The 21,573-nt window shown below is 63.5% G+C and carries 15 protein-coding genes; 6 read left to right on the top strand and 9 right to left on the bottom strand.

What is annotated here, in order from left to right:
* Nucleotides 1-11: 11 nt before the first annotated feature.
* Together AC1DOQ_RS18775 and AC1DOQ_RS18770 are read right to left on the bottom strand one after the other, a co-directional pair.
* On the bottom strand, nucleotides 12-1,283 hold the full coding sequence (locus AC1DOQ_RS18775; RefSeq protein ID WP_477367579.1) for a YeaH/YhbH family protein: 1,272 nt from the start codon (nucleotides 1,281-1,283) through the stop codon (nucleotides 12-14).
* A gap of 169 nt (nucleotides 1,284-1,452) precedes the next feature.
* Entirely contained in the window at nucleotides 1,453-3,375 is a 1,923-nt protein-coding gene (locus AC1DOQ_RS18770; RefSeq protein WP_477367576.1) for a PrkA family serine protein kinase, read from the bottom strand.
* Nucleotides 3,376-3,920: 545 nt separating this feature from the next.
* Between AC1DOQ_RS18770 and AC1DOQ_RS18765 the strand changes: the two genes are divergently transcribed.
* The 4 genes from AC1DOQ_RS18765 to AC1DOQ_RS18750 all read left to right on the top strand — a co-directional run bounded on the left by AC1DOQ_RS18765 (nucleotide 3,921) and on the right by AC1DOQ_RS18750 (nucleotide 9,410).
* On the top strand, nucleotides 3,921-4,937 hold the full coding sequence (locus AC1DOQ_RS18765) for an adenosine deaminase (protein ID WP_477367573.1): 1,017 nt from the start codon (nucleotides 3,921-3,923) through the stop codon (nucleotides 4,935-4,937).
* 10 nt (nucleotides 4,938-4,947) lie between these two features.
* Nucleotides 4,948-7,479, top strand: a complete 2,532-nt coding sequence (locus tag AC1DOQ_RS18760; RefSeq protein ID WP_477367570.1) for an ABC transporter permease — start codon at nucleotides 4,948-4,950, stop codon at nucleotides 7,477-7,479.
* A 150-nt stretch (nucleotides 7,480-7,629) separates the two neighbouring features.
* A complete protein-coding gene (locus tag AC1DOQ_RS18755; protein WP_477367567.1) occupies nucleotides 7,630-8,064 on the top strand; it encodes a group II truncated hemoglobin in 435 nt (144 codons plus the stop codon).
* Between the two features lie 8 nt (nucleotides 8,065-8,072).
* On the top strand, nucleotides 8,073-9,410 hold the full coding sequence (locus AC1DOQ_RS18750) for a DNA recombination protein RmuC (RefSeq protein ID WP_477367564.1): 1,338 nt from the start codon (nucleotides 8,073-8,075) through the stop codon (nucleotides 9,408-9,410).
* Nucleotides 9,411-9,412: 2 nt separating this feature from the next.
* On the opposite strand, the gene AC1DOQ_RS18745 is transcribed toward AC1DOQ_RS18750, so the two are convergent.
* The 7 genes from AC1DOQ_RS18745 to chrA form a co-directional block, all read right to left on the bottom strand.
* Nucleotides 9,413-9,679 carry a PAAR domain-containing protein gene (locus tag AC1DOQ_RS18745; protein WP_477367561.1) on the bottom strand — a complete coding sequence of 89 codons (267 nt, stop codon included), beginning with the start codon at nucleotides 9,677-9,679 and terminating at the stop codon, nucleotides 9,413-9,415.
* Between the two features lie 3 nt (nucleotides 9,680-9,682).
* Nucleotides 9,683-11,125 (bottom strand): T6SS immunity protein Tli4 family protein, encoded by a 1,443-nt coding sequence (locus AC1DOQ_RS18740; protein ID WP_477367558.1) that lies wholly within the window; start codon nucleotides 11,123-11,125, stop codon nucleotides 9,683-9,685.
* Between the two features lie 25 nt (nucleotides 11,126-11,150).
* The gene (locus AC1DOQ_RS18735; RefSeq protein WP_477367555.1) at nucleotides 11,151-12,962 is read right to left on the bottom strand and encodes an esterase/lipase family protein; all 1,812 of its coding nucleotides are present in this window, start codon (nucleotides 12,960-12,962) and stop codon (nucleotides 11,151-11,153) included.
* A gap of 18 nt (nucleotides 12,963-12,980) precedes the next feature.
* Nucleotides 12,981-15,731: a type VI secretion system Vgr family protein gene (locus tag AC1DOQ_RS18730; RefSeq protein ID WP_477367553.1), complete on the bottom strand. Its 2,751-nt coding sequence runs from the start codon at nucleotides 15,729-15,731 to the stop codon at nucleotides 12,981-12,983.
* A 135-nt stretch (nucleotides 15,732-15,866) separates the two neighbouring features.
* A complete protein-coding gene (gene moeA, locus AC1DOQ_RS18725) occupies nucleotides 15,867-17,735 on the bottom strand; it encodes a molybdopterin molybdotransferase MoeA (RefSeq protein WP_477367550.1) in 1,869 nt (622 codons plus the stop codon).
* A gap of 4 nt (nucleotides 17,736-17,739) precedes the next feature.
* Nucleotides 17,740-18,849: a GTP 3',8-cyclase MoaA gene (gene moaA / locus AC1DOQ_RS18720; protein WP_477367547.1), complete on the bottom strand. Its 1,110-nt coding sequence runs from the start codon at nucleotides 18,847-18,849 to the stop codon at nucleotides 17,740-17,742.
* Nucleotides 18,842-20,152: a chromate efflux transporter gene (chrA, locus tag AC1DOQ_RS18715; RefSeq protein ID WP_477367544.1), complete on the bottom strand. Its 1,311-nt coding sequence runs from the start codon at nucleotides 20,150-20,152 to the stop codon at nucleotides 18,842-18,844. Before chrA ends, moaA begins: the two co-directional genes overlap by 8 nt.
* A 75-nt stretch (nucleotides 20,153-20,227) precedes the next feature.
* Between chrA and AC1DOQ_RS18710 the strand changes: the two genes are divergently transcribed.
* Nucleotides 20,228-20,665, top strand: coding sequence for an Rrf2 family transcriptional regulator (locus tag AC1DOQ_RS18710; RefSeq protein WP_477367541.1), 438 nt, complete (start codon nucleotides 20,228-20,230; stop codon nucleotides 20,663-20,665).
* Nucleotides 20,655-21,551 (top strand): NAD(P)/FAD-dependent oxidoreductase, encoded by an 897-nt coding sequence (locus tag AC1DOQ_RS18705; RefSeq protein ID WP_477367538.1) that lies wholly within the window; start codon nucleotides 20,655-20,657, stop codon nucleotides 21,549-21,551. Before AC1DOQ_RS18710 ends, AC1DOQ_RS18705 begins: the two co-directional genes overlap by 11 nt.
* Nucleotides 21,552-21,573 lie beyond the last annotated feature (22 nt).

Below are 21,573 nucleotides of genomic sequence, written 5' to 3'. Positions count from 1 at the left end.
GCGGGCCTCGTCTACTTGGGCTGCTTCTTGAACAATTCGCGGAACACCGGGTAGATGTCGGCCGGGGTCACGATCTTCTGCATCGCGAAGTTCGCATGCGTGGCCGCCACCTCGCAATACTGCTCCCACAGGTTCTGCGGCGGCCCGTCCGTGATCTCGACATAGGTGTAGTACTGGACCCGCGGCATGATCGCATTGGTCAGGATCTGCTTGCACAGGACCGAGTCGTTGTCCCAGTTGTCGCCGTCGGACGCCTGGGCCACGTAGGTGTTCCAGTCGCCGCTGCTGTAGCGCTCGCTGATGACCTTGTTCAGCAGGTGCAGCGCCGAGGACACCACGGTGCCGCCCGATTCGCGCGAGTGGAAAAAGTCGTTTTCGTCGACCTCTGCGGCGGCCGTGTGGTGGCGGATGAAGACCACGTCGATCTTCTCATACACGCGCTTCAGGAACAGGTAGAGCAGGATGAAGAAGCGCTTGGCGGTGTCCTTGCGGCTTTCGTCCATCGAGCCGGAAACGTCCATGATGCAGAACATCACGGCCGAGGTCGACGGCTTCGGCACCTTGATCCGGTTGCTGTAGCGCAGGTCGATCGGGTCGATGAAGGGGATCGCCAGCAGCCGCGTGTGCAGGGCGTGGATCTTGTGCTTCAGTTCGAGCACGCGCGGGTCGTCATCCTCGGCGCCGAGCGCCTGGATCTCTTCGAGTTCCTGTTCCAGCTTGGCCAGGTTCTTGCGGCTCGCCCCGCCCACGGCGATGCGGCGGCCGAGCGCGCCGCGCAGCGAGCGCAGCACGTGGATGTTGGACGGCGTGCCGGAGATGTTGTAGCCGGCGCGCTGGTTCTTGAATTCGACGACCTGGGTCAGCTGCGTCTTGATCATGTTCGGCAGCTCGAGGTCCTCGAAGAAGTAATTCATGAATTCTTCGCGGCTCAGTTCGAAGATGAAATCGTCTTCGGTGGTCTGCTCGCTGTTGCCGGCACGGCCGCGTCCGCTACCACCGCCGCCGCTGCGCGGACGGTTGATCTGGTCGCCTTTCTGGTATTCGGTATTGCCGGGGTTGACGACTTCCCAGACGCCCCCATGGGCGTGCCCGAATTTGGGCTCGTTCACGTCCTTGACGGGAATCGAGACCTTCTCGCCATTTTCGATGTCGGTGATCGAGCGACCCTTGATCGCCCGGCCGACCGCATCCTTGATCTGCGCCTTGTAGCGGCGCAAGAAGCGTTCGCGGTTGACCGCAGACTTGTTCTTGCCCTGCAAGCGTCGGTCGATGAGGTAAGTCAAAACAGGCCTCCTGCTCAAATTCGCGGCGGGCCGGCAATGAACCGGTACCCCTATATTAACGCGCCGCGCATCAACGTGGTTGGCGTCCCGGATTTTGGTGGGACAAAGCCTACGAGCGGACCAGAAATCTGGTCCGCCCAACCACGCACCTGGTGTCGCAATGGCCTGGTTACGAGGATTTGCGGACCCTCAGGTACCACTCGCACAGCAGCCGAACCTGCTTCGGCGTATAACCCTTCTCGACCATGCGGGCCACGAAGTCGGCGTGCTTGGTTGCATCCTCCGTGCTTGCCTTCGCATTGAAGGAGATGACGGGCAAGAGTTCCTCGGTGTTCGAGAACATCTTCTTCTCGATCACGGTGCGGAATTTCTCGTAGCTCGTCCACGCAGGATTCTTGCCGCCATTCGTCGCACGCGCACGCAGGGCGAAGTTGACGATTTCGTTTCGGAAATCCTTCGGGTTCGAGATACCGGCCGGCTTCTCGATCTTCTCCAGTTCGGCGTTCAGCGATTCGCGGTCGAAGCTCTCGCCGGTGTCCGGATCGCGGAATTCCTGGTCCTGGATCCAGAAGTCGGCAAAGGTCACGTAGCGGTCGAAGATGTTCTGGCCGTACTCGGAATAGCTTTCCAGGTAGGCGGTCTGGATCTCCTTGCCGATGAAGTCGACGTAGCGCTGCGCCAGGTGTTCCTTGATATAGGACATGTAGCGCTGCTCGGTCTCGCCGGCGAACTGCTCGCGCTCGATCTGCTGCTCGAGCACGTAGAGCAGGTGGACCGGATTCGCGGCGACCTCGGTGTTGTCGAAGTTGAAGACCTTCGACAGGATCTTGAAGGCGAAGCGCGTCGACAGGCCGTTCATGCCTTCGTCCACGCCGGCGTAGTCGACGTATTCGTGCATCGACTTGGCCTTCGGATCGGTGTCCTTCAGGTTCTCGCCGTCGTACACCAGCATCTTCGAATAGATGCTGGAGTTTTCCGGATCCTTCAGGCGCGACAGGATCGCGAACTGCGCCATCATGCGCAGCGTGCCCGGTGCGCAGGGTGCCTTGTCGAGCGAGGAGTTGCGCAGCAGCTTGTCGTAGATCTTGATCTCGTCCGACACGCGCAGGCAATACGGCACCTTGACGATGTAGATACGGTCGAGGAAAGCCTCGTTGTTGCGGTTGTTGCGGAAGGTCTTCCACTCGGATTCGTTCGAGTGCGCCAGGATGATGCCCTCGAAGGGGATCGCGCCGAAGCCCTCGGTACCCTTGTAGTTGCCTTCCTGGGTCGCGGTCAGCAGCGGGTGCAGGACCTTGATCGGGGCCTTGAACATCTCGACGAATTCCATCAGGCCCTGGTTGGCCAGGCACAGGCCGCCGGAGTAGCTGTAGGCATCCGGATCGTCCTGGGAATAGTCTTCGAGCTTGCGGATGTCGACCTTGCCGACCAGCGAGGAGATGTCCTGGTTGTTTTCGTCGCCCGGCTCGGTCTTGGCGATCGCGATCTGCTTGAGGATGCTGGGATAGCGCTTGACGACGCGGAACTTGTTGATGTCGCCGCCGAACTCGTGCAGGCGTTTGACCGCCCACGGGCTGGGGACGCCGCGCAGGTAGCGGCGCGGGATGCCGTAGTCCTCTTCGAGGATGGCGCCGTCTTCCTCTTCGTTGAACAGGCCGAGCGGCGATTCGTTTACCGGCGAGCCCTTGATCGCGTAGAACGGGATCTGTTCCATCAGGTGCTTGAGCTTTTCGGCAATCGACGATTTGCCGCCGCCAACCGGGCCCAGCAGGTAAAGGATCTGCTTGCGTTCTTCGAGGCCCTGGGCCGCATGGCGGAAGTAGGAGACGACCTGCTCGATCACTTCCTCCATGCCGTAGAACTCGCGGAAGGCGGGATAAATCTTGATGACCTTGTTGGCGAAGATGCGCGACAGGCGCGGGTCGAGGCGGGTGTCGACCAGGGTGGGGTCGCCGATGGCGGCCAGCATGCGCTCGGGAGCGCTGGCGTAAGTCAGGGGGTCTTTCTTGCACAGTTGAAGATACTCCGACAGCGAGTATTCCTCTTCCCGGGTACGCTCATAGCGGGCTGCGTAGTTATCAAAAATGGTCATGTGAATGTCCTCTAATGTGCTAACACTGATCACTGTCGCGGCAGCCGATGAAAGACGACTGCCCAGGCCCCGGTTCTGGCATCAAGCTGTTGTGGGGTCGCCGTCTGCGTTCGAGAGGTCAGGCATGCGGCCTGACATGAAACGGAGGGCGATTTTCTTGTTCTCATCCGGTTATGAAAACCGGTTGGTTAGCGCCCGCTGAGAGCGTCTTCTTACGCTTATGAAATTTATTATGTGCCTATTAGTTCTCGAAGTCAAAACAGTGTCGTGCATCGAAAAAAGCCATTTTGACGAGCCTGCCGATCCAGTCTTGACGCCGTTTTGCAGGGTCCTGGCGAGGTCATGTTTGACGGGGTTTTTGGCCCCGTTCGACAACGTCGTGTTTGTCAAAAGGTAAGTCAATAGTGCACCAACTTGCTAAGCAGTGGCGCACGCGCGCATGGCGTCGGCCATCTATAAAATTCCAGGGTGAAATGAGCCTGGAGAGCGCATGCGCTACACTTCTTTAAATGGCGACGAACGCCGGTCCACCGTGGAGATCCCTCATGCTGAACGAAGAGCTGCGCCTCACCCTGCAGGCAATGCCGAAGGCAGAATTGCACATCCATATCGAAGGCTCTTTGGAACCCGAGCTGATTTTTGAGCTGGCGCAAAGAAACGGCGTTTCCCTCGCTTACCCCAGCATCGAAGCGTTGCGGCAGGCCTACGCCTTCAGCGATCTGCAATCCTTCCTTGATATCTATTACGCGGGCGCCAGTGTGCTGCTGACCGAGCAGGATTTCTACGACATGACCGCCGCCTATCTCCGGCGTGCGCAAGCCGACAACGTGCGCCACACCGAGATCTTCTTCGACCCGCAAACCCATACCGCGCGCGGCGTCGCCTTCGAGACCGTCATCGACGGCATCTGGCGCGCCTGCCAGGACAGCCCGGTCAGCGCGAGCCTGATCCTGTGCTTCCTGCGCCACCTGTCGGAAGAGGAGGCGATCGCCACGCTGGAGGAGGCGATTCCCTACCGCGACAAGTTCATCGGCGTGGGCCTCGATTCCTCCGAAGTCGGCAACCCGCCGGAAAAATTCGCGCGCGTGTTCGAGCGCGCCCGCAATCTCGGCCTGCACCTGGTCGCGCATGCGGGCGAGGAGGGACCGCCGGCCTATATCGAGAGCGCGCTGGATGTGCTGAACGTGGAGCGCATCGACCACGGCGTGCGCTGCCTCGACGATCCCGCTTTGGTGCAGCGCCTGGTGCGCGAGCAGATGGCACTGACGGTGTGCCCGCTGTCGAACATCAAGCTGCGCGTGTTCGACGTGATGGGCGAGCACAACCTGCGCCGCCTGCTCGACGCCGGCCTGGTCGCCACCGTCAACTCCGACGATCCGGCCTACTTCGGCGGCTACCTCAACGAGAACTACTTCGCCGCCTTCGAGGCGCTGCCGCTGGACCGCTCGCATGCGCGCCAGCTCGCGCGCAACAGCTTTGCCGCGGCCTTCCTCGAGCCGGAACAGAAGCGCGCCTGGCTGGCCGAAGTCGATCGCTTTTTCAGTGAGTCCGAATTTCAGTGAGAGCAAATAAATGCTGATGCAATCCCTGCGCATGACCGCGCGCGACTGGCGCGCCGGCGAGCTGCGCTTCCTGCTGGTGGCCCTGGTGGTCGCGGTGTCGGCCCTGACCGCGGTCGGCTTTTTCGTGGACCGCATGCGCGCGGGCCTGAACCGCGACGCCCATCAGCTGCTCGGCGCCGACCTCCTGATCAACGCCGACCAGCCGCTGCGCCAGGAATGGCGCGATGAAGCCCGGCGGCGCGGCCTGCTGCTGGCCGACACCGTCACCTTCCCGAGCATGGCGCAGGCCGGAACCGGGGATGCATCGCAGGCCGTGCTGGCATCGGTGAAGGCGGTCTCGCCCACGTATCCGCTGCGCGGCCAGCTGAAGATCACCACCAGCCCGGTCGACGCCAGCGAGGCCCTCGGCGACGCCACCCGCGAGACGCCGGCCCCGGGCACGGTCTGGGTCGACGTCAATTTGCTGGCGCCCCTGAAAGTGAAGATCGGCAGCGTGATCCAGCTGGGCGACAAGAGCTTCACGATCGCCCGCCTGATCGCCACCGAACCGGATCGCGGCGCCTCGTTCTCGAACTTCGCGCCGCGCGTGATGCTGGCGCTGTCCGACCTCAAGGCCACCGGCCTGGCCGACAACTACGCCCGCATCACCTACCGCATGCAGGTGGCCGCGCGTTCGCCGAACGACCAGGCCGCAGTGGCTGCTTACGAGCGCTGGGTGCGCGAACGCATCGCGCTCGACAACGTCAAGGGCGTGCGCATCGAGACCCTGGAAAACGGGCGGCCGGAGATGCGTTCGACCCTCGACCGCGCGGAACGCTTCCTGGCCCTGGTCGGCCTGCTGTCGGCGATGCTGGCGGCGGTGGCCGTGGCGATGGCGGCGCGCCGCTTCATGCAGCGCCACCTGGATTCGGTGGCCATGCTGCGCTGTCTGGGCATGACCCAGAACCAGGTCGGGCTGCTGTTCCTGATCGAGTTCGCACTGGTCGGCCTGGCGGGCAGCCTGCTGGGCGTGCTGGCCGGTTTCGCCGCCCACTACGTGCTGCTGGAACTGATCGGCAACCTGATGCCGACCGAGCTGCCGCCGGTGTCGCTGCTGCCGGCGCTGCAGGGCGTGGCCACCGGCCTGCTGCTGCTGGTCGGCTTCGCGCTGCCGCCCGTGCTCCAGCTGCGCAACGTGCCGCACAACCGCGTGATCCGCCGCGAGCAGGCGCCGCCGCGGCCGATGGCGCTTGCCACCTATGGCCTCGGCACCGCGGTCTTCGTCGGCCTGCTGCTGTGGCAGGCCGGCGACCTCAAGCTGGCGCTGCTGACCGCCGGCGGCTTCCTCGGCGGCCTGGCCGTGTTCGCGCTGGTCGGCTGGCTGGCGCTGCTGGGCCTGCGCAGCCTGCGCGGGGTCTCCCGCAACCAGGGCTGGCGCTTCGCCATCACCTCGCTGCAGCGGCGTCCCGGCGCCACGGTGGTGCAGATCGTTTCGCTGTCGCTGGGCCTGATGGCGCTGCTGGTGCTGACCGTGGTGCGCGGCGACCTGATGGACGCCTGGCGCCTGGCCACCCCGGCCGACGCGCCGAACCGCTTCATCATCAACATCCAGCCCGACCAGAAAGAAGGCGTGGAAAAGACCATCCGCGCGGCCGGCGTCGACAACCCGATGCTCTACCCGATGATCCGCGGCCGCCTGGTGGCGGTGAACGGCAAGGAGATCACCGCGGGCACCTACACCAGCGAGCGCGCCAAGGCGCTGTCGGACCGCGAATTCAACCTCTCCAGCGTGAACGATCTGCCGGAAGGGAACGACGTCGTGGCCGGCCAGTGGTACCGCGACGCTCCCGGCGTGGCCGAGGCCTCGGTCGAGCAGGGCATCGCGCAGACCCTGGGACTGAAGCTCGGCGACACCATGCGCTTCGACATGGGCGGCCTGCAGGTCGATGCGAAGATCACCAGCCTGCGCAAGCTGGAATGGGGATCGATGCGCGCCAACTTCTTCGTCGTCATCAATCCGGCCGCGATGCGCGACGCACCGACCACCTACATGACCGCCTTCCACCTGCCGGCGCACGGCGTGGGCCTGGCGAACACGCTCACGCGCCAGTTTCCGAACCTGACCGTGATCGACGTCAGCGGCATCATCCGCCAGCTGCAGGACGTGCTGGACCAGGTGGTGACGGCGGTCGAATTCCTGTTCCTGTTCACGCTGGCCTCCGGCGTGCTGGTGCTGTACGCGGCCCTGATGGGATCGACGGCCGAACGCACCCGCGAAGCCGGCCTGCTGCGCGCGCTGGGCGCCACCCGCGGCCAGCTGGCGAGCGCGCAGCGGATCGAGTTCGCGCTGGTGGGCGGTTTGTCCGGCCTGCTGGCGGCGACCGGCGCGGCGGGACTGGGCTGGGCGCTGGCCGAATACCAGTTCAAGTTCCCCTGGCATTTCGAACCCCAGGTGTGGGCGGCCGGACTGCTAGTGGGGGCGGCGTGCGCGCTGATCGGCGGCTGGCTGGGGCTGCGCAATGTGTTGCGGCAGCCGCCGCTGCAGACCTTGCGCGAGGCGTGACCGAGGCGGGAACGTGGGCACGGTGTGCCCACCCTACGAATGCCGATGACGCGGTAGGGTGGGCACTCTGTGCCCACGCGATGTTGCGAATCGCCGACCTGGGACAAAAGGCCCTCCCACGGGCCTTGTCCGCTGCGCTATCATGGACAGATGCAAGAATCTCAGAATACCCGACAAGACGCCGGTCAAGACCAGGAACAGGATCAGCGCAGCGCCTATGAACTGATCGGCGGCGAGTCCCGCCTGCGCGAACTGGTCGACCGCTTCTACGACATCATGCAGCTCGAGCCGGACTTCGCCGGCATCCACGCCATGCACCCGGTACCCAACGACAGCTCGCGCGAGAAGCTGTTCATGTTCCTGTCCGGCTGGCTGGGCGGCCCCAACCTCTTCATCGAACGCTACGGGCACCCGATGCTGCGCGCCCGCCACCTGCCGTTCGCGATCGGCACCACCGAGCGTGACCAGTGGCTGCGCTGCATGGCGATGGCGCTGGAAGACCTCGGCTACGACTACGACCTGCGCCTGCGCCTGATGGGCGCCTTCTACCAGACCGCCGACTGGATGCGGAATCGTCCGCACTAAGCAGACATATGTCGACCATCGAGTTCACCGTCCTCGCGATCGGCCTGCTGGCCGTGCTCGCCCTGCAGTTCGCCCTGTTCGCGCGCAGCCGCGGTAGTGGCAAAGACGCGGACGGCCCGGCCCACGCCTTCGAACGCCTGGAGCGCGAGCTGCGTCACGAACTGCAGACCAGCGCCCAGGCCACGCGCCAGGAACTGGCCGCCCATCTGGCCCAGAACCAGGCCGCCACCGCCCAGCAGCTGGAAGCGATGCGCCAGCAGATCCAGCTGCACGCCGCCGGCGGACGCGAAGAGCAGGCGCGCGTGCTAAAGCGCTTCGCCGACAGCATGAACACGGCAATCGCCACGCTGACCGAATCGAACGCCCAGCGCATGCTGGAAGTACGCGGCACGCTCGAGACCAAGATCCGCGACCTGCAGGCCGACAATGCGCGCCGCCTGGAAGAGATGCGCCAGACCGTCGACGAAAAGCTGCACGCGACCCTGGAGACCAGGCTCACCGAATCCTTCCGCCAGGTGTCCGACCGCCTCGAGCGCGTGCATCAGGGCCTGGGTGAGATGCAGCAGCTGGCCGTCGGCGTCGGCGACCTGAAACGCGTGCTGACCAATGTGAAGACGCGCGGCACCTGGGGCGAGGTGCAACTGGAGATGCTGCTCGAGCAGGTGCTGACGGTCGACCAGTACGCCAAGAACGTCGAAACGGTCAGCGGCTCGAACGCGCGCGTCGAGTTCGCGATCAAGCTGCCCGGCACGGTCGAGGGCGGCCCGCCGCTGTGGTTGCCGATCGACGCCAAGTTCCCGAAAGAGCAGTACGAGCGCCTGGTCGAGGCGGCCGATACCGCCGATGCCGACGGCGTGGTGCGCGCCGGCGCCGAGCTGGAACGCGCGGTGCGCAACGAGGCGAAAACGATCTGCGAAAAATACGTCTCCCCGCCGCAGACCACCGACTTCGCGATCCTCTTCCTGCCCACCGAAGGCCTGTACGCCGAGGTCATGCGCCGCCCCGGCCTGGCCGACGACCTGCAGCGCACCCTGCGCGTGACGATCGCCGGCCCGTCGACCCTGACCGCGCTGCTCAACAGCCTGCAGATGGGCTTCCGCACGCTGGCGCTGGAAAAGCGCTCGTCCGAAGTCTGGCAGGTTCTGGGCGCGGTGAAGACCGAGTTCGGCAAGTTCGGCGACGTGCTGGCCGCCACCAAGACCACGCTCGAGCGCGCGGCCAAGAACATCGAGAATGCCGAGGTGCGCAGCCGTCAGATGGCGCGCAAGCTGAAGTCGGTCGAGGCGCTGCCGAGCGAGGCGGCGCAGTTGATGCTGGGGGCGGACAAGCTCGACGCCGACGAGTAGGACTACTCCCCGCCAAAATTTCCTATGGTGGGGATCAAGGTCGCGCCGCATGTCGTCTTGTGCCCATCGTAGGCGACCGCAATGCCGTCGATGACGTGATGCGGATCGCCTTCCGCAATCGTGCACTTGTCATGACCCTTGATGGGGCAACTACACACATCGCCGACACGGGCGACCGGAATGCCATCGACCGTGAAGTAATTCGCGCTCACGCTCTCGACCTTGCCGCCGTGAGAGGTGGGATCGCCGAGACGGATCACGTTGCGCATGGCTTACCCTTTTTTGATTGTTGGAGGCTCGTCGTGTCCGCCATTGCCGGTCGTGCTGCCCGGGGTGTGGTTTGCAGCGAGGTTGGCGGAAGAAGCCTGTACAGGAGCCTCGCCGTAAGCGACCAGCTTCCACACGGTCGCTGTGCGGTAAGAAGGGTGCTCGCCCTTGAGCTTTTGCCAGAGGGACGGTTCGCCAAGCGATACCACGTGCGGCATTCGTTCGCCTGAGTTGAAATGCCGGCGTCGCTCGCCTTCGGTAGGTCCTGGTTCATCGGCTTCCCACCAGCCGGTCTGCGGACAGGCGCGTCCGGTTGCGGCAAGCTCACCTAGCGGGATTTGTGGATGCGGGTCCGCTCCAGCAGACTTCGCCGGTGTGGCGCTTGTTGGGCGTACCCGGATGGTGCTGGTGATTTTGTCCCATACCGCGATGGCTTCTGCGTCGGTCAGGCTGGCTTTGGTGGCGCCGGCGGCGTTGTTGGCGACGCCGGTCTGGAACTGGATGTCCGCATAGGGTCTGTAAGGATCGTGCGGGACGCCAATGAATTTGACTTGGAAGTCGTGATAAGAATGTACTCCTTCCTCATCCGGGTTACGAACGAGGACCTCGTAGCCGGTTTGCCAATCATGGATCTGGCGCGGGCTTTGACGGAGGAATTTGAGGCTGGCAAGCGATTTTTTCTCTTCGGGAGTCGCTGGGTCATTCATGATTCTTTTCCACTGTGCTTTAAGGGAGTCGCCCTCGGGGTTGTGGGGATTTGATGGCGCAACATAAATCGAGAAGTGTGCATCGGGAAATTCCTTCAAGCGGAAGCCGACCCGAATGTGTTCCATAAGATCTTCCTTGCTTGGGTTTGGCTCGTCCGGTAGGAAAGCATATTCGATGCAGTTTCCTGGTTCAGTGGGGAATTCGCTTTCTTTACGTTTCTGCAAACGTCGAGCGATGCTAATTATTGTTGAGGTGGCTCTATCCCTGTCAGCTTTCAACGGCAGTGAATTGATGACAAGACCGTCATCGTTCCACCTGAAATATCCGTTGATTTTAAGGTCGGCAACGGATTCAAAGCCGGCGTAACCGGTTACGATTTTCCCTTCTGGCTGATGCACATCGTCAACCGAGATTAGTAAGGGGATTTTATTAAGGTAAATGGCCTTTTTGCTTTTTAGTTCATTGATGAATTTTTGCTCCAATGCCTTTACCTCATCCACACCTTTTGGATAAATGCTGACTGTGAGTGGAACAATTGGATCTGCCCAGAGCACGGTCGCCGACGCCGGCACGTCGGCCATGAAACGACCGAAGCAGACAGTTTTGGTTTTTTCGAACATGGATTGCAAACGGGGTGTGGGCGAGGTCATGTTCGGCGTCTTCCATTCTTTGGGGTTGTGGTCGAAGGCAGCAAGCAGCAAGGTCGCGGCCGCCAGTGGAACAAGCAACAGGCGTTTCATGGTTGTCATTTGCATGAGAGTCCTTTCAAAATTTCCATGCTGCCTTTTCAGCGATGCGCACGATGCTGTACAAGGTCGAGGCGATCGCCCGAGGATCTTTATAGCTGGATTGATGTTCGTAACCGGTCTGGCGGAAAATCGCCTTGAACACACCGCTGTTGAGCTGATGGTCGGCGGAAAGGGCGGGTACGGTTTGGTCACCAGGCGCGCTTGCCGGAAGAATCGTCGCGTGAATCGATTTACTGCCGCCGATGTTTGAAATCGGCGCGGCAGCAGCGTTGATGGAATTGGGACTAGCGATAACGGGACGCTCTACGAAGGACTTGCCACGGTAGTTGGGATCCCAGCGGACGAGTTCCAGCTTGCCTTGCCTGGTGTCACTAAGAATAGGCCAGTTCCTCCAACCCTCGGGGTCGGCACAGTTCTTGTCGATTTCCCATACGACTTCGCCGAAGCTTCGCCGCTCCAAGTCGGCGCCATAATGTGCGTAACTGTTAGGATGATATGTATTAGAAATTATTTGATGAAAACTCTGCGCTGTATCGAGATAGATGCATGTCCGTTCGAATGAACCGCCGCCTCTGTCTGCTGGTAGTCCGGCCGAGTTGATCCACTCTTCGCGGAAAAGCGCATACCACTTGCCTCGCACTTTATAGATTTCACGGTACGGATCTCCCTGCTTCGGCCAAGCTTCGAGGTCAAGTCCATTGTGTCGCACCCGCAGCCAGCCATTGCCATAAGACTCACTAGGCAATAATTGCAATCCACCCGGAGCGTTAGCCAGCACTGAAGTGACTTCGTCGCCATAGTTGCCGGCCACCTTGGCTGCAATGCTTGCTTCAACGGCTTCCAGGCTGGTGCTCATCATTCCGGGATCCTCGAATCCCGACCGCATGCGCTTGTAGGCTGCCGGGGCGCCTATCGCGGGCATCACACCATGCACGATACCCAGCACCTTGTCTTGCAGGTTGCCGAAATCAGGATGGATCAGGGCGCGCCCTACAAGGCCACCCATAGAGTGGGTGACGACAATTACTTGATTGCATTCATAACCAGATGCGTTCAACTCATCCATGACTTTGTTGATGCGCTCTGCGATGATCGTCGCGCTGTCCCCATTCGATTGCAGCCAGTTGTAGCCGAAGGCATAGACTGCAAACCAGCAGCCGGTGGCGACCTTTTTGAGCTCGTCTTCGGTCACAGCCTTCTGCGGCAATCCGGGATCCAAGTTCCATGTCCGTGGATCGACGCCAACCACGTCGCGCCATTCAGGACGCATTTTGCCTTCGAAAAAGGTATTGTTGAGGCGTGTTTCAAGATGCTGCAGCAGCGTGCCATAGCTTTTGAAATAAACTTCACCCCAGCCTCGGGCTCGAGCTTTTTGTACGGCAGTGCGTCCGTCAGGTTTGGCCATCGGATCGTTTGCCAGCAATGGCGATTGAAAGCTGGCCTGCAATTTGACATTGTCATGCCGACCGTCGCCGCTAACGTCGGATGGCCCGGACGGGTCATAAATGTCCACTGTGGTGTGCATAGGATCCAGCCGCAGTTGGCGCTCGCGAGCATCACTCTTTGAGTTCTTATGTACATTCGATATGCCAAGGCCATCCGGCCGCCAGGCGATATTGTCCTTTTGGCGCAATTCCCTCTGCCGCTCCGCACTCATCCTCAAATTCGACCCCATAATCCCCGGCAGAAAAATGATCGGCAATACCCGCTTGGGCAGCATCCGCGCGCACTGCGGCTTCTGATCCTGCTTCGGTGTCGCAAACCCTTCCGCCTTGCGAGCCGCACCAGGGTGCTGTTGTGCGGGTAGAGGATGTTCGGCTTTGGTCATTGCATTCTCCCCATGAGATCAGTCGTCCAGCGCTTCGATGCTGTAGCGGCCGAAAGGAATGGAGCTGGTAAAGCGCTCGGTCAGTCCAGCCGCATCGGTACGTCCTTCGAACGTGCGTCCGTCCTCCATGGTGACGCGATACCGCTGGTTCTTCATCGGCTCATCTGTTCCTATCCACCGAAGAATGGTTTGCTGGTCGTGCGCCGATTCGCTGACAGGGGGCTTTAGTGCGACCGGGCTACCGCCACCGGGCCCGACGTGCGCGAATATCGAGGATTTGATGGTGTGTTCGCCGCTGCTCTGCTGGGTAATGGCGCCGCCGCCGATATCCACTTGCGCGCCTTGCGCCACGAAGCGCAGCTTGGGCGCCTGCAGCACGATTTCATCGGTAGCGGTCAGCACGATCCGCTTGGAAGACGTGAGTTCGATATCGTCGGCGTGGGTCTGCAGTTCGAGCTTGCCGCTCGCGGCGATGAGTTTGATGCCGAGCCGGTGCGCGAACAGGCTGATACTTTCCGACACCCGCGCCAGCAGTTTTCTGCCGACCGAAAGCTGGGTATTCCCGATGCTGAGCACGTCGACATGCGTCTGCGCGCCGATGGCGATGTTGTCCTGACTGGTTATTGCGACGCCTGCGGGTGCGGACAGCGCAACCACTGCCTGGCCACCATCGCCCCTGCCATTGCTTTCGGTATTGCTGCCGGCTTCCCACTGTTTCAGGTAAGCGAGCAGCTGTTTGAGTTCCTTGTCGTCGGTGTCGTCGGCGTGATGCGTCACCGACAGTTCGGAGAGCTGCCGCTGTACACCCTGTAGCGCCTCGACCAGACCGATCAGCTCAGCGCGGTCCAGTTGCCTGCCGCTGGCGTTCTGGCGTGCCGTGGCGCTGATGAGAACGCCTTGCGCTCCTCGTACCGCGACGGCGTGGTCGCTGCGCAGCTCGGCGCCCTCACCGCGTGCCTCACCCTTGCCATCGTTGCGCGGATGGGTGAGCCAGCCGAGGTTCAGTTCGCTATGTCCGTGCTGGGAAGACAGTTGCGCGTTGATCTGTCCCGGGGTGTCGTCGAGGCGCAGCTGGTTGTAGCGAACGCCTTGTACTTCCTTGCTCTTGATGCCAGCCAAGTGCTTGTTGCCGGGCAGCTTTCCAGTGTGACTGAAGGAGGGCGGCGGCGCCATGGCCCCGTAGACTTGGGCCACGATGATCGGTTTGTCCGGGTCCCCGCCGAGGAAATCGACGATGACTTCGTCGCCCACCCGAGGCAAGGTGATCGTTCCCCATTGATTGCTGGCCCAGGTACTGGCTACGCGTATCCAGGCGGAGTCCCGGTCAGTATCGCTGGCGCCGGCCCCTTGCGCGTGGCCGTGGTCTTCGGTCCTGGCGCCAGGAAAGCGCACCTTGACCCGGCCATGCTCGTCACAGTGCACTTCTTCGCCGGGTGGTCCGACCACGATCGCGCTTTGCAGTTGTGGGCGAGGTAAATCGCTACGCGGGTCGAAAGCGGGCACGATGGGTATGCCGCGGCGCACGCAAGAAAAGCGATTGGTATAACGCATACCGCGCTCTTCGCTGGCTTGCCGTAGCGCGCTATCGGTCGTTCCCTCGTTCCAGCGGTTGTGGGCGAACAGCCTCTGTACCCGCTCCTCGACGTTCTTCGGCAGATTGTTTTCCGCATCGATCTGCAGGCGCGTGACGATGAATTCCCGCTCTCTTGTCGGATGCGCGTCGATTTCGGGATGGCCGCTCAAACCTATCCACTGTCCGATACACAAGGTACGCACGCTGCTTTCGCCGTAAAAGCATTTCGACTCGTACTCATGGCGCTTCATGCGCAATTCGCCGAGATTCCGGTAGTCGTTCGCATCGTGACCTGCGTGCGGCACGTCGATCAGATAATCGTCGAGACCGAATGCGAACTGGTTGCCCGCCGCTCCCTGATCGATATGGGATGGCGTGTGACTTGTCATTGGACGGCCCTGCATGTAGTCCGTGCTGAGGCGACTTACATTCCCCGGCTTGAGCGAACGTACCGGGCTCCACGCGAAGATGGTGTCGCTTTGTTCAGTGCCGTCGTCCCGGTGATAGCGGACAGTGCCGGCGGCATTCTGCGGTAACGTGAACGCGTCGTCGAACAGCACCAGGGAGTGAGCCGGTATGTCCCGGCTGCTTGACTGGCTGGCTTGCCCGGGCCGCATGAACCATGCGATGCCGCGCCGTTTCCAAAGCCGGCGCAGGAAGTCCGCGTCGGATTCGTTATGCTGCATCGTGAATTCCCGGGCGGGATAGGTGCCGGTCACAGAGGCCCAGTCCACATCGAAAGCCTTGGCCAGCACGGGATTGTTCCGGCGCCACTCGTCGAGAATGACTTCGGTAATGTCCAGTTCGTTCAGATTGCGGAATACGCGGGTATTGGTGCGGTACTCCATCAGCGCCAGTGCGTCGCGCAGCACCAGTTCATAAGTCGCCAGGCCGCCGTCGCTCTGGCCCGCAGCCGCTTGCGCGACAATGCCGCACACGGAACGCAGATCGCCGTGATCGGTCACGAACTGCAGCTCGACCGGCGATGCGACGAATTCCTTCAAGGGGAGATCGACACGCGTCGATACACACAGGAGACGGTATTCCGGTCCGCCGCATAAGGTCTCGCTGCCAGCGACGCGCTTGACCAACAACACGTCTTCGAGTACCCGCTGTCCTTTCGACAGTCGCACACGGATGGGGCGATTCGCTTCTGATAAACCGGCGAATCCTTCAACGATATCGTTTACATTCATTCAGAGTTCCCAAGCCATGTAAGCAGAACTGCTCAATGGTAGGAATCCGAATCGTCACTATATTGATATCAATAAAGTCTTTACTAAATATTAATTACGCATACCAAAACCGCAGGTGTGGACAGCAAGGCATGCTCAAATCAAGCCCTCGAACATCAACACATCCACCATCTCCCCAGCCTGCACGCTACCCTGCTCATCCTGCAGCACCACCATGCAGTTCGCCTCCGACATCGAGCGCAAAATGCCCGAACCCTGCGAGCCGGTGATCTTCACCTCGGGTTGCCCATCGGCGCCGCGCGACAGCACGCCGCGCTGGTATTCGGTACGCCCCGGTTTCTTGCGAATCGACGCCACCGAGCGGGCGCGCACCAGCTCCAAAGGCGCCTCGGCCCCCATCATGCGCAGCAGCGCTTCGCGGGCGAAGAAGTAGAAGGAGACCATCACCGCCACCGGATTGCCCGGCAGCCCGAACAGGAAGGCGCTGTGTCCCCTGGAGGCGATGCGGCCGAAGGCCAGCGGGCGGCCCGGGCGCATGCCGATCTTCCAGAAGGTAACGTCGCCGAGCTTCGCCATGATCTGCCTGGTGTAGTCGGCCGCGCCCACCGAGACGCCGCCCGAGGTGATGATGGCGTCGGCGTTTTCGCAGGCGTCGACCAGGGCGTCTTCGAGCGCCTGCGGGTCGTCGCGCACCACGCCCATGTCGATGATGTCGCAGCCCAGCCGCGTCAGCATGCCGTAGATGGTGTAGCGGTTGCTGTCGTAGACGCAGCCTTCGTCGAGCGGCTGGCCGATCGAGCGCAGCTCGTCGCCGGTCGAGAAGAAGGCGACGCGCAGGCGCCGCCGCACCGGCACCTCGGCCACGCCGAGCGATGCCAGCAGGCCCAGGTCGGCCGGGCGGATGACTTTCCCCTTGCGCAGGGCGGCGCTGCCAGCCTTCAGGTCTTCGCCGGCCAGGCGGCGGTTGTCGCCGGCGCGAATGGTGCCGGGGGCCATGATCATGACGCCATCGAGCTCGGTCACGAATTCCTGCGGCACCACGCTGTCGCAGCCGGCAGGCATCACGCCGCCGGTCATGATGCGCACGCATTCGCCGGGACCCGGCACCGCGCCGGAGGTCCGGCCGGCGTACACGGTATCGATCACGCGCAGGCGCATCTCCGCATCCGGCGACAGGTCGGCGCCGCGCAGGGCATAGCCGTCCATCGCCGAGTTGTCGTGGGCCGGCACGTCGATCGGCGAGGTGACGTCCGCCGCCAGCACCCGTCCCAGCGCGGCGCGCAGCGCCACCTGTTCGGTCGCGCGCAGCGGCGATACGAAGTCGCGGATGATCTTCTGCGCGTCGCGCACCGGCAGGGCATCCGGGTCATAGGCGGACAGGCAGCTGACGACGTCCGCCAGGCGAGGAGGACGCGCGGGATCGAGACTCTGCAGCTCGTCGCGGGTATTGATGTTGCGGAAGGCGGCGGCGTCCTCGAACAGCACTTCGGCCACCTTGATCTGCGGGTACCAGCCGTCCATGCGGCGTCCGCCGGCGGCCAGGTAAGCCGACAGCACGTCCACTTTACTGGATTTAATTAGGCAGAAAACTGGATGCGGCTGGCGCAGGCCGTTCTCTTCCGTCACCGCCAGCGCGAGGTCGGCGCCGGCATCCTCCAGGCCCTGCAGCAAGCGCGCCGCCAGGTCCGATGGCAGGAAGGGCGAGTCGCAGGGCGCGGTGAGCAGGTAGGGCGTGGCGCAGCGGCGCAGGCCCGCTTCGAGTCCGGCCAGCGGGCCGGCAAAGCCCGGCGTATCGTCCGGCCAGACCGGCACGCCGAAGGCGCCGTAGGCCTCGAGGTTCTGGTTGGCGTTGATGGCCACGCTGGCCACCTGCGGCCGCAGGCGCTCCAGGACGTGCGCCACCATGGTCGAGCCGCCGAAGGGCTGCAGGCCCTTGTCCACGTTACCCATGCGCGTGCCGCGTCCGCCGGCCAGGACCAGGCCGCTGATCGATGCATTGTTCATTTTCTTATCCGCCGATGTAAGACATTTCGATTTTCTTCGCGCCGCGCGACAGGCCGTCGGTATTGATCGTCCGCGTTTCCGAATAGCGGTCCGCGCGCCGGCTCCACAACTGGGCGATGCTGGACGAGATCTCGGCATCGCTGCGGTCTTCGCGCAGCAGGGCGCGCAGGTCGTGGCCGCGGGTCGCGAACAGGCAGGTGTAGAGCTTGCCCTCGGTGGACAGGCGGATGCGCGAGCAGTCGCTGCAGAAGGCCTGGGTCACGCTGGAGATCATGCCGATCTCGCCGCCGCCGTTCACGTAGCGCCAGCGCGCCGCCGTCTCGCCGGGGTAGTTGGCACCGATAGGTTCGAGCGGCATCTCGGCGGCGATGCGCCGCACCACTTCGCCGGACGGGATGACTTCGTCCATGTTCCAGCCGTTCGATGCGCCCACGTCCATGTATTCGATGAAGCGCAGGATGGTCGGCGTACCCTTGAAGTGGCGCGCCATCGGCAGGATCTGGCCGTCGTTCATGCCGCCCTTGACCACCATATTGACCTTCACCGGGCCGAGGCCGGCGGCGTGCGCGGCCTCGATGCCTTCGAGGACATCGGATACCGCGAAGTCGACGTCGTTCATGCGCTTGAAGATGGCGTCGTCGATGGCGTCGAGCGAGACCGTGACGCGGTCCAGGCCGGCGTCCTTCAGCAGGCGTGCCTTGCGCGCCAGCAGCGAGCCGTTGGTGGTGAGGGTGAGGTCGAGCGGGCGGCCGGACGGCGTGCGCAGTTCGCGCAGTTGCGCGACGAGGCGCTCCAGGTCCTTGCGCAGCAGGGGCTCGCCGCCGGTCAGGCGGATCTTCTCGACGCCGTGGGCGACGAACAGGCGCGCCACCCGCGTGATCTCCTCGAAGCTCAGCAGCGAGGAATGGGGCAGGTAGGCGTAGTTCTTGTCGAACACCTCTTTCGGCATGCAGTAGACGCAGCGGAAGTTGCAGCGGTCGGTGACCGAGATGCGCAGGTCGTGCAGCGGCCGGCCGAGCGCGTCCGCGAGCAGCCCCGAAGGCTCGGCCAGCGCCGTCGGCGCAGGCATTGCCGGCGACCTGGCGTCGCCCAGCATGATGATTTTCTCAGACATTCCAATACGATAGCACGAGGCCCGCAAGCGCACAGGCGAGGATCAGCGGGATCGTTCCGACCTTGTAGCGCAGCAGGGCGACGGTGGCGGCGGCGCCGATCGCGATCGCCGGCCAGTGCGGCCTGCCGCCGCCCAGGAAGACCTGGCCGCCGAAGAACACCGCCAGGCTGGCGATCACGCCGACCACCGCCGCCGAGATCGCCGTCAGCGGCGCCGTCATGCGCACGTCGCCACGGGTGGACTCGACCAGCGGTCCGCCGGCCAGGATGAACACGAAGGAGGGCAGGAAGGTGAACAGGCTGGCCACCGCCGCCCCGGCCGCGCCGGCCGCGAACAGCGCGCCGGGCCCGAACAGCGCATGGGTCCAGCCGCCCACGAAGCCGACGAAAGCCACGATCATGATCAGGGGGCCGGGCGTGGTCTCGCCGAGCGCCAGGCCGTCGATCATCTGGCCGGCGCTGAGCCAGCCGTAGTGTTCGACGGCGCCCTGCACGACGTAAGGCAGCACGGCATAGGCCCCGCCAAAGCTCATCATCGCGGCCTTGGTGAAGAACCAGCCCATGCTCGCCAGCGCGCCCGCCGGGCCGGTCAGGGCCGCCAGCAGCAGCCAGGCCGCCAGGCCGATGCCGCCGCCGGCCAGGCTCACCCGCAGCAATCCGCGCCAGCTGAAGCGGGCGTGCGGCGGCGTCGGCGTATCGTCGTCGATCAGCGCCGCGCCATACGACTTGCCAAGCGCCTTGTGGGCGTCGCCCAGCTGGAACAGGGTGGGGCGCAGGCGTCCGCCCACTAGGCCCGCCAGCGCCGCGCCCAGCACCACCAGCGGGAAGGGCAAGGCCAGCACGGCGATGGCGACGAAGGCGCAGGCGGCAATGGCGGCCAGCAGCCAGTTGCGGATCGTGCGGCTGCCGATGCGCCAAGCGGCGCCGAGAACGATGGCCACCACCGCCGGCTTGATGCCGTTCATGATGCCGGCGATGGCGGGCAGGTGGCCGTAGGCCATGTAGATCCACGACAGCGCAATGAGGATCAGCAGCGAAGGTAGCACGAACAGCACCCCGGCCACGATGCCGCCGAGGCTGCGGTGCATCAGCCAGCCGATGTAGACGGCCAGCTGGGTCGCTTCCGGGCCCGGCAGCAGCATGCAGTAATTGAGCGCGTGCAGGAAGCGTTGCTCGGAGATCCAGCGGCGGCGTTCGACCAGCTCGGCATGCATCATCGCGATCTGTCCGGCCGGGCCGCCGAAGCTGATGAAGCCCAGCTTGATCCAGTAGCGCAGGGCGGTGCGGAAGGGGACGGGCTGCATGTAATGAGAGATCGGGAAAGGTTGAGCATTTTACATGGCTTGCCAATCCGCTTTTCATGTAATACGATAAGTTACATGAAAACCGACAGCAAATTATCGGGCGTGCTCCACGTCCTGCTCCACATGGCGCAAACGGACCAGCCGATGACCTCGGAGGCCCTGGCGGAGATGATGCAGACCAATCCGGTCGTGATCCGGCGCATCCTGGCCGGCCTGCGCGAGCAGGGTTTCGTCCAGTCGGAGAAGGGGCATGGCGGCGGCTGGAAGCTGTCCTGCGACCTGGGCAAGGTGAGCTTGCGCGACATCTACGACGCCCTCGGCGCGCCGACCATCCTGGCGATCGGCAACCGCAGCGAATCGCCCGGCTGCCTGGTCGAGCAGGCCGTGAATGCCGCCATGGACCGGGCTTTCCAGGACGCCGAAGCCCTGCTGCTGGCGCGCCTCGGGGAAGTATCCCTGGCCGAACTGGCCGAGGACATGCGGCGCCGGTTGGGAGAAACGCATGAATCATGACGTGATCGTCGCCGGCGGCAGCTATGCCGGCATGGCTGCCGCCCTGCAACTGGTACGCGCACGCCGCAAGGTGCTGGTGATCGACGCCGGCCAGCGCCGCAACCGCTTTGCCGCGGAATCGCACGGCCTGCTCGGCCAGGACGGGCGGGCGCCCGAAGCCATCTTTGCCGATGCCAGGGAGCAGTTGCTTGCCTATCCGGACCTGACTTGGCGCGAGGGCAGTGTCGCCTTCGCGGCGAAGAGCGGCGACGGTTTCGAGTTGCGCACCGAGGATGGCGAGACGGCGCACGGCAAGCGCCTGATCCTGGCGACCGGCGTCAGCGACCGCCTGCCGGACGTGCCCGGCCTGCGCGAGCGCTGGGGCCGCTCGGTCGTGCCCTGTCCGTATTGCCACGGCTACGAATTCGACCGCGGACCGCTGGGCGTGCTGGCGGCGGGCGAGGTGTCGATGCACCAGGCGCTGCTGGTTCCGGAATGGGGCCCGACCACCCTGTTCACCAACGGCACCCTGGTGCCCGACGCGGAGCAGCTGCGCCAGCTGGCGGCGCGCGGCGTCGCCGTCGAGACGCGGGCGGTCAGCGAGATCTGCGGCGACGGCGCATCGGTCAGGCTGGCCGACGGCACGGTGGTGGAGCTGGCCGGGCTGTTCGTTGCGCCGCGCATCGGCATCCAGGGACCGATGGCGGCCCAGCTCGGCTGCGAGCTGAGCGAGGGACCGCTCGGTCCGGTGATCAGGACCGACGAGTCGAAGGCGACCTCGGTGCCGGGTGTGTTCGCCTGCGGCGACGCGGCCCGCTTCATGGGCAGCGTATCGTTTGCGATCGGCGACGGTGCGATGGCCGGGATCGCGGCCCACCGCTCGCTGGTGTTCGACGGACTGCACTGATTTGCAATAAAAAAGGGAAGCC

Source organism: Massilia sp. 01N417 (genome assembly GCF_056399645.1).
Note: the sequence above shows the minus strand (reverse complement) of the source record. Positions and strands in the feature narration are given on the sequence as shown.

Bases quoted from the DNA above. Each gene is read 5' to 3' on its own strand.
- AC1DOQ_RS18770 (WP_477367576.1), bottom strand. From the start codon at position 3,375: ATGACCATTTTTGATAACTACGCAGCCCGCTATGAGCGTACCCGGGAA.
- AC1DOQ_RS18765 (WP_477367573.1), top strand. From the start codon at position 3,921: ATGCTGAACGAAGAGCTGCGCCTCACCCTGCAGGCAATGCCGAAGGCA.
- AC1DOQ_RS18760 (WP_477367570.1), top strand. From the start codon at position 4,948: ATGCTGATGCAATCCCTGCGCATGACCGCGCGCGACTGGCGCGCCGGC.
- AC1DOQ_RS18755 (WP_477367567.1), top strand. From the start codon at position 7,630: ATGCAAGAATCTCAGAATACCCGACAAGACGCCGGTCAAGACCAGGAA.
- AC1DOQ_RS18750 (WP_477367564.1), top strand. From the start codon at position 8,073: ATGTCGACCATCGAGTTCACCGTCCTCGCGATCGGCCTGCTGGCCGTG.
- AC1DOQ_RS18745 (WP_477367561.1), bottom strand. From the start codon at position 9,679: ATGCGCAACGTGATCCGTCTCGGCGATCCCACCTCTCACGGCGGCAAG.
- AC1DOQ_RS18740 (WP_477367558.1), bottom strand. From the start codon at position 11,125: ATGAAACGCCTGTTGCTTGTTCCACTGGCGGCCGCGACCTTGCTGCTT.
- AC1DOQ_RS18735 (WP_477367555.1), bottom strand. From the start codon at position 12,962: ATGACCAAAGCCGAACATCCTCTACCCGCACAACAGCACCCTGGTGCG.
- AC1DOQ_RS18730 (WP_477367553.1), bottom strand. From the start codon at position 15,731: ATGAATGTAAACGATATCGTTGAAGGATTCGCCGGTTTATCAGAAGCG.
- moeA (WP_477367550.1), bottom strand. From the start codon at position 17,735: ATGAACAATGCATCGATCAGCGGCCTGGTCCTGGCCGGCGGACGCGGC.
- moaA (WP_477367547.1), bottom strand. From the start codon at position 18,849: ATGTCTGAGAAAATCATCATGCTGGGCGACGCCAGGTCGCCGGCAATG.
- chrA (WP_477367544.1), bottom strand. From the start codon at position 20,152: ATGCAGCCCGTCCCCTTCCGCACCGCCCTGCGCTACTGGATCAAGCTG.
- AC1DOQ_RS18710 (WP_477367541.1), top strand. From the start codon at position 20,228: ATGAAAACCGACAGCAAATTATCGGGCGTGCTCCACGTCCTGCTCCAC.
- AC1DOQ_RS18705 (WP_477367538.1), top strand. From the start codon at position 20,655: ATGAATCATGACGTGATCGTCGCCGGCGGCAGCTATGCCGGCATGGCT.